The organism is Variovorax sp. GW821-FHT10C12 (assembly GCF_059415405.1).
Map to the genome: position 1 here is coordinate 283,118 of NZ_JBWKNE010000001.1, position 15,089 is coordinate 298,206.

A 15,089-nucleotide genomic window follows, 5' to 3' on the forward strand; every position below is an offset into this window, starting at 1 on the left:
AGAGACACGTTCCATGAGCAGCAGCAAGCCCAAGATCCTGGTCGCGCGCGCGGTGTTCCCCGAGACCCTCGCGCGCCTGGCGCAGCATTTCGAGGTCGAGTCGAACCAAGCCGACGAGACCTGGAGCAAGGACCAGCTGATCGCGAAGCTACAAGGCAAGCAGGGCGCCTTCACCACCGGCAGCGAGCGCATCGACGCCGCGGTGCTCGACGCCTGCCCCGAGCTGAAGATCTGCGCCAACATGGCCGTGGGCTACAACAACTTCGACGTCGACGCCATGGCCGCGCGCGGCGTGCTGGGCACCAACGCGCCCGACGTGCTGACCGAGACCACGGCCGACTTCGGCTTCGCGCTGCTCATGGCCACCGCGCGCCGCATCACCGAGAGCGAACACTTCCTGCGCGCGGGCAAGTGGGAGAAGTGGAGCTACGACATGTTCGCCGGCTCCGACATCCACGGCGCCACGCTCGGCATCATCGGCATGGGCCGCATCGGGCAGGGCATTGCCAGGCGCGGCGCGCACGGCTTCGGCATGAACGTGATCTATCACAACCGCTCGCGCCTCGATGCCGCGCTCGAGGCCGAATGCAAGGCCCGCTATGTCGGCAAGGAAGAGCTGCTCAAGACCGCCGACCACGTCGTGCTGGTCGTGCCGTACTCGCCGGCGTCGCACCACACCATCGGCGCGGCCGCGATCGCGCTCATGAAGCCGACCGCCACGCTGGTCAACATCGCGCGCGGCGGCATCGTCGACGACGCCGCGCTGGCCGTGGCGCTGCGTGAAAAGCGCATCGCCGCCGCCGGCCTCGACGTGTTCGAGGGCGAGCCCAAGGTCCACCCCGACCTGCTCACCGTGCCGAACGTGGTGCTCACGCCGCACATCGCCAGCGCCACCGTGCCCACGCGCCGCGCCATGGCCGATCTGGCGGCCGACAACCTCATCGCCTGGGGCACCGGCAAGGGGCCCTTGACCCCCGTCACGCCGGTGCCGGCGGCCACGAAATAACCTGACAGCGAGAGCGACACGCCCCCCACCTTGGAACTGACGGATCTGATTCTTCTCGCACTGGCCGCACTCGCCGTGGTGCAGCTGGTGCTGGTCATCTGGCTGCTGGCCCGCCGGCCACCCCCCCCTGATCACAGCGAAATGCTGGGCGTGCTCGCTGCCATGGGCCGCGCCCACGAGCGCACCGAGCGCGAACTGCGCCACGAGATCGGCGAAAGCTCGCGCGGCGCACGCCAGGAAACCACGCAGGCCTTCGCCACCTTCCAGCAGTCATTGACGCAGCAGGGCGCCGAGGCCACACGCACGCAGAACGCGCAGCTCGATGCCTTCTCGCTGCAGCTCGCGTCGCTGCAGAAGACCTTGGCCGACACGCTGAACACCCAACTGCAGGGCCTGAGCGAATCGAACGCGCGCCGCCTCGCCGAGGTGCGCATGACCATGGAAACCCAGCTGGCCCAGCTGCAGCAGAGCAACACCGCCAAGCTCGACGAGATGCGCAAGACCGTCGACGAGAAGCTGCAGAGCACGCTCGAGGCGCGCCTGGGCGAAAGCTTCAAGCAGGTGGCCGACCGGCTCGAGCAGGTGCACAAGGGCCTGGGCGAGATGCAGACGCTGGCCGTCGGCGTCGGCAGCCTGCAGCGCGTGCTGACCAACGTGAAGACGCGCGGCGTGTTCGGCGAAGTGCAGCTCGAAGCGCTGCTCGAGCAGGTGCTCACGCCCGAGCAGTACGCGCGCCAGGTCGAGACCAAGCCGCGCAGCGGCCAGCGTGTCGACTTCGCGATCCGCTTTCCGGGACGCGGCGACGACGGCGCGCCGGTGTGGCTGCCGATCGACGCCAAGTTTCCGCGCGACGACTACGAGCGTCTCATCGACGCCCACGAGCGCGCCGATGCGGCCGGTGCCGAGGCCGCGGCCAAGGCGCTCGAGACGCGCATCCGCGTCGAGGCCAAGTCGATCGCCGAGAACTACCTCGCGGCACCGCACACCACCGATTTCGCGATCCTGTTCCTGCCGGTCGAAAGCCTCTACGCCGAGGTGCTGCGCCGCCCCGGCCTGATGGACGCCATCCAGCGTCAGCACCGCGTGACGCTGGCCGGCCCGACCACCTTGCTCGCCATGCTCAACAGCCTGCACATGGGCTTTCGCACGCTGGCGCTGGAGCGCCAGGCTTCCGAGGTCTGGAAGGTGCTGGGCGCGGTCAAGACCGAGTTCGAGCGCTACGGCGAATGGGTGGCGCGCATCAAGGAGCAGGTGGCCAAGGCCTCCGACACCATCGACAAGGCCGACACGCGCGCCAAGCAGATGCGCCTGGCGCTGCGCAAGGTCGAGGCCTTGCCCGAGGCGCAGTCGCAGGCGCTGCTGCCGCCCACGGCCGACACTGACAGCGAGGCCGACGACACCCCGTGAAAGGTTCTGAATTGCTGCGCGTCATCGTGGCGCAGGTCTGTTTGCACGCCACGATGGCGGGCATGCGGCTCGCCACACCGCTGCTGGCGCTGCAGCAAGGCTACAGCGCAGCGGCCGTCGGCCTGCTGATCGCGCTGTTCGCGCTGACCCAGGTGTTTCTTGCATTGCCGGCCGGGCGCTTCGCCGACCGGCACGGGCTCAAGCGGCCGCTGTGGCTGTCGGTGATCGCGGCCTCGGGCGGGGCAGGGCTGGCGCTGGTTTTTCCGGTGTTTCCCGTCATGTGCATCGCCGCGCTGTTGACCGGCGGCGCCACCGGCGCGACCGTCATCGCGCTGCAGCGGCACGTGGGGCGCTCGGCCACCGACCCGACGCAGCTCAAGCGCGTGTTCAGCTGGCTGGCCATCGCGCCCGCCGCGGCGAACTTCGTCGGGCCCTTCCTGGCCGGCATGCTGATCGACCACGCCGGCCGCGCGCCGGCCGACCTGCTGGCCTTTCGCATCTGCTTCGCCGTGATGGCCTTTTTGCCGCTGCTGTGCTGGTTGCTGGCACGCGGCGCGCACGAGCCGCCGCGGGTGGCGCCGGTGCCGGGCGCCGCGCCCACGCGGGCTTGGGACCTGCTGCGCGAGCCGATGTTCCGCCGCCTGCTGTTCGTGAACTGGCTGCAGTCGTCGAGCTGGGACGTGCACGCCTTCGTGCTGCCGGTGCTGGGCCACGACCGGGGCATCAGCGCCTCGGTGATCGGCTCCATCCTCGGCGCCTTCGCGATCGCCGCGGCAGTCATCCGCATCGTGTTGCCGCTGATCGCGTCGCGTGCGTCGGAGCGCAGCGTGATCCTGAGCTCGACCGTCGTCACTGCGGCCGTGTTCGCCATCTACCCGCTGCTGAATTCACCGTGGACCATGGGCATCTGCTCCGTGGTGCTGGGCTTCGCGCTCGGCGCGGTGCAACCGATGGTGATGAGCATGCTGCACCAGATCACGCCGCATGCCCGGCACGGCGAGGCGCTGGGGCTGCGGCTGATGACCATCAACGCATCGAGCGTCGCGATGCCGATGCTGTTTGGCTCGCTCGGTGCGCTGATCGGCATTGCCGGCGTGTTCTGGGTGGTGGGCGGCGTGCTGGCGCTGGGCGCCAAGGCGACCTGGGGATTGAAGCTGTGACGGCGGTTTGAATCCCACGTTGCAAATGACAGTAATTCTCATTTGATTGACAGAATACTGACTTGAAGTCAGTATCGACGCCTTCTTTCTTCCTGACCCGAAGGCGTCCATGGACTCCCATTCCCCGTCGGCCGCTGCCGACCCGCGCCGCCGCCTGGCCTTGGTGGCGGCGGTCTACCTCGGCAGCTTCATCGCCACGCTCGACGTGAGCATCGTCAACGTGGCGCTGCCCACGCTGCAGCGCGCGCTCGCCACCGACCTGGCCGGGCTGCAGTGGGTGATCGACATCTACGCGCTGTGCCTGTCGGCCTTCATGCTGTCGGCCGGCCCGATCGGCGACCGCTACGGCCGCAAGCGCGCCTGGCTGGCCGGCGTGGTGGTCTTCACCGTGGGCTCGGCGATGTGCGCGATGGCGTCGGGCCTGCCGATGCTGCTGGCGGGCCGCGCGGTGCAGGGCGTGGCCGGCGCGCTGATGATCCCGGGTGCGCTGTCGCTGCTGGCGCACGCCTTTCCCGAGCCGGCCAGCCGCGCACGGGTGATCGGCGGCTGGTCGTCGTTCACGGCGCTGTCGCTGATCCTCGGGCCGATGCTCGGCGGGCTGCTGGTGGACCACGCGGGCTGGCAGAGCATCTTCCTCATCAACCTGCCGATCGGCGTGCTGACCGTGGCGCTGGGGATGTGGGGCCTGCGCGAGTCCTCGCACCCCGAGCACGCGGCGCTCGACCCGGCGGGCCAGGTGCTCAGCGTGCTCTGGCTGGGTGCGCTGACCTACGGGCTCATTGCCGCGGGCGAACACGGCTGGGGCTCGCGCCACGCGGTGGTCGCGCTCGTCGCGGCGGGTGTCGGGCTGGCGCTGTTCCTGGCGGTGGAGGCGCGCGTGGAACGGCCGCTGCTGCCACTCGCGCTGTTCCGCGACGCACGTTTTTCGGTCACCAACTTCGCTTCGTTCGTGCTGGGCTTCTCGACCTACGCCAGCCTGTTCTTCTTCTCGCTGTTCCTGCAGCAGGTGCAGGGCTGGTCGGCCAGCGAGACCGGCTGGCGGCTGGTGCCGCAGTTCGTGGCGACCGGCCTCGTGGCCTCGCTGTTCGGCCGGCTGGCGCGCCGCTTCGAGGTGCACACGCTGATGGTCGCGGGCTACGGCCTGATCGGCGTGGCGATGCTGCTGCTGACGCTGTTCTCGGCCGACACGCCGTACCTGCCGCTGGCGCTGCTCTTCGTGGCGCTGGGGGCGGGCGCGGGCCTGGCCGTGCCGGCCACGAGCACGGCGGTGATGGCCTCGGTGCCCGCGCAGCGCTCAGGCATGGCCTCGGCGACCATGAACGCGCTGCGCCAGGGCGGCATGCTGATCGGCATCGCGTTGCTCGGCACGCTGATGCGCACGCGCGCCACCGCGCTGATGGCCGAATCGCTTGCGCGTGCCGGCGTGCCCGATGCATCGCAGGCGGCGGTGGCCGCGGTCTCGCGACACGACCTTGGCGCGCTCGCAGCGCTCGACGCCGGCACCGCGCAGCGGCTGTTGAGCGATGCGCTCGCGGGCGGCTTCCATGCGGCGATGGCCTGTGCCGGCGTGGCGGGCCTGGTAGCGGCGGGGCTGCTGCTGCGCGTCAGGCCGCGTGCCGCCGCACTCGCAGCCGCCACGCGCGCCTGAGCTGTTCGCCATGCCCGCAGTCCGCATTCCCTTCCTGCGCCGCAGTGCCCGGCGCCTTCCGGTTATCTACAAGGAGTCTTTCATGATCCGTCACGAACTCAGTCAATGGCCGCTGGTCATCAGCGTGTCCGCAGGCCTGCAGACGCTGGAAAGCCTGCAGGCCTTCACCGAGGACTGGAACCGCTGGCTCGACCGCGGCGAGCCCTTTGTCTCGCTGCGCGTGTTCGCGGACGCCGATGCGCTGGTGCATCCTGAGGGCAGCGCCCAGAGTGCCAAGCAGTGGCTGCAGGCGCGCGGCGCCGACATCCGCCGCCATATGATGGGCATGGCGAGCGTGGTGCCCGCCGACCAGTTCGAGAAGATCAGCAAGATGAACGTCGAAAAACTCTTCGGCATTCCCGCCAGCACCTTCGCCCGCACCGACGAGGCCCTGGCCTGGCTGCGCGAGCGCGTGCTGGCCCCGCGCGGCCTGCGGCTCGATGCGGCGGCCGTGCACGCCGCCATCGACACGGCACGCGCCGGTACCTGAGCATGACAAGCAGCAGCCCCGACGACGCGCTCGCCAGCACCGCACGCCGCCGCACCAAGGCGCCGCAGACCCGTGCCGTCGCGTTGATGGACGCCGCCGAGCAGCTGTTCATCGCCAAGGGCATCCCCGCCACCAGCATCGACGACATCGCCGCCGGCGCGCAGGTGGCCAAGGGCACCTTCTATCTGTACTTCCCGTCGAAGGAGGCGCTGCTCGGTGCGCTGCAGCAGCGCTTCGTCGACACCTTCTGCGCCCGCCTGCAGGAGGCGATGGACCGCCACGCGCCGGGCAAGTACCGCGCGCGGCTCAAGGCCTGGGTGGAGACGGGGCTGGAGACTTACCTCGACAACGTCGCGTTGCACGACGTGGTGTTCCACGAGTACCGGCCCGAGGACCGGCGCATGCGCAACGACAACGTCGTCATCACGCAGCTGGTCACCCTGCTGAAGCAGGGCGACGCCGCGGGCGTGTGGGAGGTCGAGGACGCGACGCTGACGGCCGTGATCCTCTTCAATGCGCTGCACGGCGTGGCCGACGATGCCGTGGCCATGGGACCGCACGCGAACCCCGTGGCCGACCGCCGCCGCCGTGCCCGCGCGCTCACGCGCTTCTTCGAGCAGGCCCTGCGGCCCGACGACAGCGACGACGCCTGAAAGGGGTTTGCGGTTTTTTCGCGGAACACCGCGGAACCGGCTTTGCCGGGCCGCTGGTGTTGCCCCCGGTAGGGGGTTGGCGAAGCGACACGAAGTGCGCGTAGCCTGGGGGCGAGCTCTACAGCTTGTAGAAACGCTTGATCGCTTCCCAGGCGTCTTCCGGCGCGTCGACGTATTCGAAGAGCTTCACGTCGCCGGGCGAGATCACGCCTTCGTCGACCAGGAAGTCGAAGTCGATCAGCTTCTTCCAGTAGTCCGAGCCGAAGAGCACGATCGGCACCGGCTTCGACTTCTTGGTCTGCACCAGCGTGATCACTTCGAACAGTTCGTCGAGCGTGCCGAAGCCGCCCGGGAATGCGACCAGCGCCTTCGCACGCATCATGAAATGCATCTTGCGGATCGCGAAGTAGTGGAACTTGAAGCTCAGCGCCGGCGTGACGTAGGGGTTGGCTTCTTCTTCCATCGGCAGCGCGATCGCCAGGCCGACCGAGAGGCCGCCGGCTTCGTGCGCGCCGCGGTTGGCCGCCTGCATGATGCCGGGGCCGCCGCCGGTGCACACGAAGAGCTTGTCCTGCGGCTCCTTCTTCTCGCTGTACTGCGCGACCAGCTTGCCGAAGGTGCGGGCCTTCTCGTAGTAGTGCGAGTTGCGCGAGAGCCGGCGCCAGCGCTCGGCCAGGGCCGTGTCGCCGGCTGCCTCGGCCTGCGCGACCAGCGCGGCGGCCTCGTCTTCGCTGCGGAAACGCGCGCTGCCGAAGACCACCACCGTGTTCTCGATGCCGTGGGCGCGCTGCTCGAGGTCGGGCTTCATCAGCTCCAACTGCATGCGGATGCCGCGCGTTTCGCGGCGCAGCAGGAACTCGGGATCGGCAAAGGCCAGGCGCGAGGGATCGGGGTCCAGGGGAAGGCCCCGGTCGGAGTGGGACTGCAGCGTGGCCCAGGCATCGGCCAGGCGCTTGTCGTGAATGTTGTGCGTGTTGTTCATGGAGCTGTCGAGCTGAATTGACTTGGCATTGTGCGCCGACGCAAGCGATGTGCCCGCCAACGAAAAAGGCTCCTTGCGGAGCCCTTTCGTGGTGGCGGTCAACCGGGTGCGAACGCGTTCAGACGCGCTTGCGGTATTCGCCGGTGCGGGTGTCGATTTCGATCTTGTCGCCTTGCGACACGAACAGCGGCACGCCGACTTCGAAGCCGGTGGCGATCTTGGCGGGCTTCATGACCTTGCCCGAGGTGTCGCCCTTGACGGCCGGCTCGGTCCAGGTGATTTCGCGCTCGACGCTGGTCGGCAGTTCGACCGAGATGGCCTTGCCGTCGTAGAACACCACTTCGACGGCCATGCCGTCTTCGAGGTAGTTCAGGGCGTCGCCCATGTTCTCGGCTTCGACTTCGTACTGGTTGTACTCGGCGTCCATGCAGACGTACATCGGATCGGCGAAGTAGGAGTAGGTGCACTCCTTCTTGTCCAGCACGATCTGGTCGATCTTGTCGTCGGCCTTGAAGACCACTTCGGTGTTGAAGTTGGCGATCAGGCTCTTCATCTTCATGCGCACGGTGGCGCTGTTGCGGCCGCCGCGGCTGTATTCGGTCTTCAGGACGACCATCGGGTCCTTGCCGTGCATGATGACGTTGCCGGCGCGGATTTCTTGAGCGATTTTCATATCAGGTTCTCTGGATGTTGGCCGCTCGGTGCGCGGGGCCCTCGGCGCTGCATGCCGTCGTATCTGGCCCCGCCGTACATGTCCCGCGGCAGGTTTGGCGAAAGGCGTCCCCGACCGTGGCGGCCAGGGCTGAATTCCGCAAAGCCCGCTATTTTAGCTTTTTCCGGCGACCAGCTGCCGCAACTGGGCCAGCAGATCGTCCTGCGCGAGCAGCCTGCCGCGCGCCGCACGGGCGGTGTCGCGCCAGGCGTCCAGCGGGCCGGGCGCGGGCAGGGGCGCGTCGCCGAAGCCGTTCCAGGCGTGGTGAAAAAGCCGCAGCTCCGGCGGGGCGCCGAGCCAGTCGAGCCAGGCGTTGAGCTTGACGTGGTGCGCGTCGTCGTCCTGCGGGTAGATCTGCCACACGAGCGGCGCGCCGGCCCAGAGGGCGCGCACCAGCGAGTCTTCGCCGCGCACGAAGTTGAGGTCGCAGGCCCAGAGCAGGTGGTCGAAATCCGTCTGGCTGAGGTAGGGGAGGTATGAAATTGATAGCGAACTTTGGGCGCCCATCGGGCGATCGAGTGCATCAAGGCTCGCCTGCACGGCGCGCGCGGCCCGGCCTGCAGTGACCAGCAGGCGCGTGGGCACCGGATCGGCGGCCAACTGGGCGAGCAGGGCGGCCAGCGCCGGGGGCTCGTAACAGAAGAGCGACACGAGGCGCTCGCCTTCCTGCCAGGGAATCTGCTGCGCCTCCAGCCAGCGCGCCCGGTCGAAGCGCGCCTGGCGCGCCATCAGGTCGGGCTCGCGCAGCAGGCCGCCGGTCGCGGGCGTGAAGCCCGGGTAGAAGAAACGTTTCGTCAGCCCGGCCCCGGGGCCCTTGAACACCGGCGAGGGCAGCCGGTGCAGTTTCTCGACATAGGGCTCGGCCGACAGGTACTCGAGGTTGATCCAGGCCCGCGCATCGCTTGGGGCCTGTGCGAAACGCGCGACGAGCTCGGGTTCCGGGTCGCAGCCGAAAGCCTCGACCAGCACGTCAGGCGCCGAATCGGCGACGGCGCGGCGCACGGCTTCGGCGTCGGACCAGTCGATCACCTGCACGCCGTCGCAGCCGGCCGGCGCCATCCAGTGCAGCGCCGTCGGGTCGTCGACCCACAGCCGCGCGCGCTCGCCCGCCGCCGCCAGCTGGCAGGCCAGGCGCCAGCAGACGCCCAGGTCGCCGTGGTTGTCGATGACCTTGCAGAAGATGTCCCATTGCATGCGCGTGCCCATGGCCGCGAGTGTGCCTGTCTTCGCGGTCGCTCAGGCGCGGGCGAAAACGCGGCCCGCTTGCTATGCTGCCCTCGCCACAACAACCATCGGAGAGAGCCAGACCATGAGGATGCAGACCCGTCGCCGTTCGTCGTTTTCTTCTTCGCCCTTGAGCACCACCAAACGCGGCGTGCTCGCGCTCTCGCTGGCCCTGGCCGGCATCGCCGGCGCCCAGGCGCAGACCGCGCCGCTCACCGCGCAGCAGCAGCGCTTTCGCGAGATCTACAAGGAACTGATCGAGATCAACACCACCCACTCGGTGGGCGACAACACGGTCGCGGCGCGGGCCATGGAGAAACGCCTGGTCGACGCGGGCTTCGCGCCCGGCGACATCCAGATCTTCGAGCCCTTCCCGAAGAAGGGGAACCTGGTGTTGCGCTTCAAGGGCGACGGCAGCAAGAAGCCGCTGCTGCTGCTGGCCCACATCGACGTGGTCGAGGCCCGCCGCGAAGACTGGAAGACCGACCCCTTCAAGCTGCAGGAAACCGGCGGCTACTTCACGGCGCGCGGCGCCATCGACGACAAGGCCATGGCCGCGGCGCTGGTCTCCGTGCTGGGGCAGCTCAAGCAGGAAGGCTTCAAGCCCAAGCGCGACATCATCCTGGCGCTCACGGCCGACGAGGAGCGCGGCGACGCGCTGAGCAACGGCGCCTTCTGGCTCATCAACAACAAGCCCGAGCTGCTGCAGGCCGAATTCGGCATCAACGAGGGCGGCGGCGGCGAACTGCGCGGCGGCAAGCCGAACCTGCACCGCATGCAGGTGGCCGAGAAGATGTACACCACCTACATGCTCGAGGCGCGCGACGTGGGCGGCCACAGCTCGGTGCCGACCAAGACCAACCCGATCTACGCGCTCTCGGCCGGCCTGGAGCGCCTGGGCAACTACGCCTTCCCGATCAAGCTCGCGGACGTCACCAAGACCTACTTCGCGCGCAGCGCCCCCTTCGCCACCGGCCAGCTGGCCGACGACATGCGCGCCATCGGCAGCGGCAACCCCGACGCCGGCGTGCTCGAGCGCATGACGGCCAACCCGGCCTACAACGCGCAGCTGCGCACCACTTGCGTGGCGACGATGGTGCAGGCCGGCCATGCCGAGAACGCGCTGCCGCAATCGGCCAAGGCCACGGTCAACTGCCGCATCCTGCCGCACGACGATCCGGAAGAGGTCGAGCGCCTGCTGACCCAGGCGGTGGGCAACGACAAGATCGTGGTGCGCAACATGGGCAAGCCGCTGCGCAGCCCGGCCTCGCCGCTCAACGGCGACCTCGTGAAGACGGTCGAGACGCTCACGCAGCAGATGTGGCCCGGCGTGCCCGTGGTGCCCGCCATGAGCACCGGCGCCACCGACAGCCGCTTCCTGCGCAACGCCGGCATCCCGATGTACGGCGTGACCGGCATGTTCCTCGAGCCGGCCGATGCGCGCGCGCACGGGCTGGACGAGCGCATCGAGATCCAGCGCCTGTACGACGGGCGCGAGTTCCTGTACCGGCTGGTGTCGGAAGTCGCGAAGTAAATCAACAGGTGATCAGGCAAGGGGGCTGGCGCGGCGAAGGCGGCGCCAGCTCCCTTGTCGTTCAGGGCGTGAAGGTGTCGCCCAGCACGATGCCTTCGCGGCGCGGGTCTGCGCCACCGGTCAGCACGGGCTTGCCGCCGACGTTCGTGCGGATGATGGTGCTCACGCCGCTGGACTGCGGTGTCACCGACACCTTGTGACCCAGCCCGATCAGTCCGGCGACCAGCGGGTCGTTGAGGCCCGAGTTGGTCTCGTCGACATTCGGGTGCTCGCCGCCGACGTTGGTGGTCACGGAGTTGGGCGCCCCGAAGTCGACCAGCGACGTGGCTTGTTGCGCATCCAGCCCCCAGTCGAGCGCGCCGACCAGCGTCTTCACCACGTACTGGATGATGTTGCTGCCGCCGGGCGAGCCGGTGCCCATCACGAACTCGCCCATGCTGCCGTCGGCGTTCTTTTTGAACACCAGCGTTGGCGCCATCGAGCTGCGCGGACGCTTGCCTGGGGCGACGCGGTTGGCAACCTTGTAGGTCTGCGTGGGCCTGCCGTACGGTTCGTCCGAGAAATCGGTCAGCTGGTTGTTCAGCAGGAAGCCCTGCGTCATGTGGGCCGACCCCATGCCGCCTTCCACCGTGGTAGTCATCACGACCACGTTGCCCTGCTTGTCGACGATGGTGAAATGCGTGGTGCCGTGCTCTTCGGTCTTGTCGATGCCGAGCGGAACGTCGCCAAGATCGCCGGGCTGGGCGGTGCCCATGCTCTTCGCCAGACTGATGAGGCTGGCACGGCCCTGCAGGTAGGGCTTATTGATCAGGGAATCGATCGAGCCGTACGGCAGCGGGACGAAGTCGGTGTCGGCCACGTACTTTTCGCGGTCGGCGTAGGCCAGGCGCTCGGCCTCGCTCACCAGGTGCACGCCCATCACGCTCGGCTTGCCGCCTTCGAGGTCGATGGCGGTCGGCTTGTGCAGGCCGAGATTGAAGGTCTCAAGGATGCCGAGCGTCTGCATCACCGCAATGCCGCCCGAGGACGGCGGCGACATGCCGCACACGTAGTAATCGCGGTAGGTGCCGCAGACCGGGTCGCGGCGCTTGGCCTTGTAGCTGGCCAGGTCGGCCAGCGTGGTCTTGCCGGGCGTGATGGCCGAGCCATCGACAGCGGCGCTGACCCCGATCTTGTCAACGATGCCCTTGGCGATGTCGCCCGCGTAGAAGACGTTGGCGCCTTGCGTGGCGATGGCGTTCAGCGTCTTGGCGTAGGCCGGGTTCGTGAGCTTGGTGCCCAGCGCCTTCGGCGTGCCGTCGGCGTTGAAGAAGTAGGCCGTGGCGTCGGCGTCGCGCTTCAGGTGTGTCGCGGAGCCCGCGATGGCGGTCGCCATGCGTCCGCCGATCAGGAAGCCGTCGGACGCGAGCGTGATGCCGTAGCCGAACAGGTCTTTCCAGGGCAGCTTGCCGTGGTCTTGATAAGCGATGTCGAGCATGCGTACGGCACCGGGCGTACCGATGGAACGGCCGCTCCAACGGGCGCTGGGCACGGGCGCGCTGGTGTCGGTGGCATCGTCCACATAGCGCAGGTAGTTCTCGGTGGCAGCCGCAGGCGCCGTCTCGCGCCCGTCGTACGCCTGCACCTTCTTCGTCGCCGCGTCGTAATGGAGCATGAAGGCGCCGCCGCCCAGCCCGCTCGATTGCGGCTCGACCAGACCGAGCACGGCCTGCACCGCCACCGCCGCATCGACCGCGCTGCCGCCGGCCTTGAGCACGTCGCAGCCGGCGCGCGTGGCCAGTGGGTGGTTCGCGACCACCATGTAGTTCTTGGCATACACCAGCTTGTGGCCGGGCACGTAGCCCGACGCCGGTTCCGGCGCGGCCGGATCGCCCGGGTCGCCCGAGCCGACGACCACGGAGGTGCCGCTGCTCGGGATCTGGCAGCCGTTGTCGGCGGCGGGCGGGGCCGTGGGGGTGGGCTGGTTGGCCGCGTTGATCGCGGCGATGGCCGCGACCAGTGCGGCGTTGTTCTGCGCGTTGTTGTTGCTGTTGCCGCCGCAGCCGGCCACGGCCAGGGAGAGCGCGAGGGGCGTCAGGGCCCACCACGCGCGCGTGGAGTTCTTGTTCATGGAGAGTGCTTCCCGAGTGGTGTTATTCGAAGGACAACGGGCGCTCCTCGCGCCCGCGTCCATGATGAGCACATTTCATTCCCGTGCGTGTCGCGTTCGTGCCGGGGTGCCGCAAGGGCCCGCGCCGCGCGCCACAATAGCCGCCATGTCCGACGTGCATTCCGATCAATTGCTCAGCGAAGTCGCGGCCCTGCCGCAGCTGCCGGGCGTCTACCGCTATTTCGACGCGGCCGGCGCCGTGCTGTATGTGGGCAAGGCGCGCAACCTGAAGAAGCGGGTCGCCAACTACTTCCAGAAGAGCCACGGCGGCACCCGCATCGGCCACATGATCTCGAAGATCGTGCGCATGGAGACCACGGTGGTGCGCTCCGAGGCCGAGGCGCTGCTGCTCGAGAACAACCTGATCAAGACGCTCAAGCCGCGCTACAACATTCTGTTTCGCGACGACAAGAGCTACCCCTACCTGAAGATCGCCTCGCACGGGTTTCCGCGGCTGGCCTACTACCGCGGCGCGGTCGACAAGAAGCACCGCTACTTCGGGCCGTACCCGAGCGCGTGGGCGGTGAAGGAATCGATCCAGCTGCTGCAGAAGGTGTTCCGCCTGCGCACCTGCGAGGACACGGTCTACGCCAACCGCACGCGGCCCTGCCTGCTGTACCAGATCAAACGCTGCAGCGGCCCCTGCGTGGGCCTCATTTCGCCCGAGGCCTACGCGCAGGACGTGGCCAGCGCCGAGGCCTTCCTGCTCGGCGACACGCAGGGCGTGCTCTCCACGCTCGAACAGCGCATGACGGCGCACGCCGAGAAGCTCGAGTTCGAGCAGGCGGCCGAGTTGCGCAACCAGATGTCGGCGATCTCGCGCGTGCTGCATCAGCAGTCGATCGAGGTGGTGTCCGACAAGGACGTGGACATCCTCGCGGTCAAGGTGCAGGGCGGCAAGGCCTGCGTCAACCTCGCCATGGTGCGCGGCGGGCGCCATCTGGGCGACCGCGCGTACTTTCCGGTGCACGTGGACGACGCGGCGCAGATTCACCACGGCGAGCTCGATGCCGAAGAGGGCGCCGACCCGGTGGTTGCCGACCCGATCGAGGTGCAGGTGCTCGAAGCCTTCATCGCCCAGCACTACATCGACGTGCCGGTGCCCGCCACGCTGGTGCTGGGCCGGCAGGTGAGCCGCGCGCTCATCGAGGCGATTTCGCAGCAGGCCGGCGTCCGCGTGACGGCCGTATTCCAGCCGCACGAACAGCGCCGCCACTGGCTCGAGATGGCCGAGACGAATGCCGGCCTGCAGCTGGCGCGGCTGCTGGCCGAAGAGGGCTCGCAGCAGGCGCGCACCCGTGCGCTGGCCGACGCGCTCGAGCTGGCATCGGACGACCTGGAGAACTTCCGCGTCGAATGCTTCGACATCTCGCACACGGCGGGCGAGGCCACGCAGGCCTCGTGCGTGGTGTTCGCGCACCACACGATGCAGAACCGCGAGTACCGCCGCTACAACATCGACGGCATCACGCCCGGCGACGACTACGCCGCCATGCGCCAGGTGCTGCACCGCCGCTACGGCAAGCTGGCCGAGGCGATGGCGGCCGAGACCGAGGCCCTGGCCCCGGGCGACGCGGAAAGCGAAGGGGCCGAGGGCGTCGAGGCGCCGCCGCCCAGGACGCCGGCCGCGCGCATGCCCGACCTGGTGCTGGTCGACGGCGGCAAGGGTCAGGTGTCGATGGCGCGCGAGGTGTTCAGCGAGCTGGGCCTGCCGCTGTCGCTGATCGTCGGCGTCGAGAAGGGCGAGGGCCGCAAGGTCGGGCTCGAAGAACTGGTGTTTGCTGACGGCCGCGAGAAGGTCTACCTCGGCAAGGATTCGGCGGCCCTGATGCTCGTGGCCCAGATCCGCGACGAGGCGCACCGCTTCGCCATCACCGGCATGCGGGCCAAGCGCGCCAAGGTGCGCGTGGGCGGCAGCCAGCTCGAAGACATTCCGGGCATCGGCCCGAAGCGCCGGGCGCGCCTGCTGCAGCGTTTCGGCGGCATCCGCGGCGTGGCGGCGGCGAGCGTGGAAGACATTGCGTCGGTCGAAGGCATCGCCACCGAACTGGCCGAGGAAATCTATCGCGCGCTGCGCTGAAGACG

12 protein-coding genes are annotated in these 15,089 nt (G+C 68.7%); 8 read left to right on the forward strand and 4 right to left on the reverse strand.

Annotation, left to right across the window (positions count from 1 at the left end; translation table 11 throughout):
* The first annotated feature begins 13 nt into the window (after positions 1-13).
* The 6 genes from AC07OH_RS01295 (at position 14) to AC07OH_RS01320 (ending at position 6,403) form a co-directional block, all read left to right on the forward strand.
* A complete protein-coding gene (locus AC07OH_RS01295) occupies positions 14-1,006 on the forward strand; it encodes a 2-hydroxyacid dehydrogenase (protein ID WP_495299314.1) in 993 nt (330 codons plus the stop codon).
* A 36-nt stretch (positions 1,007-1,042) separates the two neighbouring features.
* Positions 1,043-2,413 carry a DNA recombination protein RmuC gene (locus tag AC07OH_RS01300; RefSeq protein WP_495300951.1) on the forward strand — a complete coding sequence of 457 codons (1,371 nt, stop codon included), beginning with the start codon at positions 1,043-1,045 and terminating at the stop codon, positions 2,411-2,413.
* The gene (locus tag AC07OH_RS01305) at positions 2,410-3,573 is read left to right on the forward strand and encodes an MFS transporter (protein WP_159277573.1); all 1,164 of its coding nucleotides are present in this window, start codon (positions 2,410-2,412) and stop codon (positions 3,571-3,573) included. Before AC07OH_RS01300 ends, AC07OH_RS01305 begins: the two co-directional genes overlap by 4 nt.
* Positions 3,574-3,682: 109 nt before the next feature.
* Positions 3,683-5,221: an MFS transporter gene (locus AC07OH_RS01310; RefSeq protein ID WP_495299315.1), complete on the forward strand. Its 1,539-nt coding sequence runs from the start codon at positions 3,683-3,685 to the stop codon at positions 5,219-5,221.
* 82 nt (positions 5,222-5,303) lie between these two features.
* The gene (locus tag AC07OH_RS01315; RefSeq protein WP_139705435.1) at positions 5,304-5,750 is read left to right on the forward strand and encodes a hypothetical protein; all 447 of its coding nucleotides are present in this window, start codon (positions 5,304-5,306) and stop codon (positions 5,748-5,750) included.
* Between the two features lie 2 nt (positions 5,751-5,752).
* Positions 5,753-6,403 (forward strand): TetR/AcrR family transcriptional regulator, encoded by a 651-nt coding sequence (locus tag AC07OH_RS01320; protein ID WP_495299316.1) that lies wholly within the window; start codon positions 5,753-5,755, stop codon positions 6,401-6,403.
* Positions 6,404-6,521: 118 nt separating this feature from the next.
* On the opposite strand, the gene AC07OH_RS01325 is transcribed toward AC07OH_RS01320, so the two are convergent.
* From AC07OH_RS01325 to earP, 3 genes are all read right to left on the reverse strand, one after another.
* On the reverse strand, positions 6,522-7,385 hold the full coding sequence (locus tag AC07OH_RS01325; RefSeq protein WP_062479095.1) for an LOG family protein: 864 nt from the start codon (positions 7,383-7,385) through the stop codon (positions 6,522-6,524).
* Positions 7,386-7,503: 118 nt separating this feature from the next.
* Positions 7,504-8,058 (reverse strand): elongation factor P, encoded by a 555-nt coding sequence (gene efp / locus AC07OH_RS01330; protein ID WP_062479082.1) that lies wholly within the window; start codon positions 8,056-8,058, stop codon positions 7,504-7,506.
* A gap of 153 nt (positions 8,059-8,211) precedes the next feature.
* Positions 8,212-9,303, reverse strand: a complete 1,092-nt coding sequence (gene earP, locus AC07OH_RS01335) for an elongation factor P maturation arginine rhamnosyltransferase EarP (protein ID WP_495299317.1) — start codon at positions 9,301-9,303, stop codon at positions 8,212-8,214.
* A gap of 103 nt (positions 9,304-9,406) precedes the next feature.
* On the opposite strand from earP, the gene AC07OH_RS01340 reads away from it, so the two are divergent.
* Complete coding sequence (locus tag AC07OH_RS01340; RefSeq protein ID WP_495299318.1) at positions 9,407-10,855, forward strand: M20/M25/M40 family metallo-hydrolase; 1,449 nt, start codon at positions 9,407-9,409, stop codon at positions 10,853-10,855.
* Between the two features lie 61 nt (positions 10,856-10,916).
* Here the strand turns inward: AC07OH_RS01340 and ggt are convergent, their stop codons facing one another.
* A complete protein-coding gene (gene ggt / locus AC07OH_RS01345) occupies positions 10,917-12,965 on the reverse strand; it encodes a gamma-glutamyltransferase (RefSeq protein ID WP_495299319.1) in 2,049 nt (682 codons plus the stop codon).
* Positions 12,966-13,110: 145 nt separating this feature from the next.
* Here ggt and uvrC point away from each other — a divergent pair, with 145 nt between their 5' ends.
* On the forward strand, positions 13,111-15,084 hold the full coding sequence (gene uvrC, locus AC07OH_RS01350; RefSeq protein ID WP_495299320.1) for an excinuclease ABC subunit UvrC: 1,974 nt from the start codon (positions 13,111-13,113) through the stop codon (positions 15,082-15,084).
* Positions 15,085-15,089: the final 5 nt, after the last annotated feature.

Excerpts from the sequence above, each read along its gene's own strand:
- AC07OH_RS01295 (WP_495299314.1), top strand. The coding sequence starts at position 14 with ATGAGCAGCAGCAAGCCCAAGATCCTGGTCGCGCGCGCGGTGTTCCCC.
- AC07OH_RS01310 (WP_495299315.1), top strand. The coding sequence starts at position 3,683 with ATGGACTCCCATTCCCCGTCGGCCGCTGCCGACCCGCGCCGCCGCCTG.
- AC07OH_RS01315 (WP_139705435.1), top strand. The coding sequence starts at position 5,304 with ATGATCCGTCACGAACTCAGTCAATGGCCGCTGGTCATCAGCGTGTCC.
- AC07OH_RS01320 (WP_495299316.1), top strand. The coding sequence starts at position 5,753 with ATGACAAGCAGCAGCCCCGACGACGCGCTCGCCAGCACCGCACGCCGC.
- AC07OH_RS01325 (WP_062479095.1), bottom strand. The coding sequence starts at position 7,385 with ATGAACAACACGCACAACATTCACGACAAGCGCCTGGCCGATGCCTGG.
- efp (WP_062479082.1), bottom strand. The coding sequence starts at position 8,058 with ATGAAAATCGCTCAAGAAATCCGCGCCGGCAACGTCATCATGCACGGC.
- earP (WP_495299317.1), bottom strand. The coding sequence starts at position 9,303 with ATGGGCACGCGCATGCAATGGGACATCTTCTGCAAGGTCATCGACAAC.
- AC07OH_RS01340 (WP_495299318.1), top strand. The coding sequence starts at position 9,407 with ATGAGGATGCAGACCCGTCGCCGTTCGTCGTTTTCTTCTTCGCCCTTG.
- ggt (WP_495299319.1), bottom strand. The coding sequence starts at position 12,965 with ATGAACAAGAACTCCACGCGCGCGTGGTGGGCCCTGACGCCCCTCGCG.
- uvrC (WP_495299320.1), top strand. The coding sequence starts at position 13,111 with ATGTCCGACGTGCATTCCGATCAATTGCTCAGCGAAGTCGCGGCCCTG.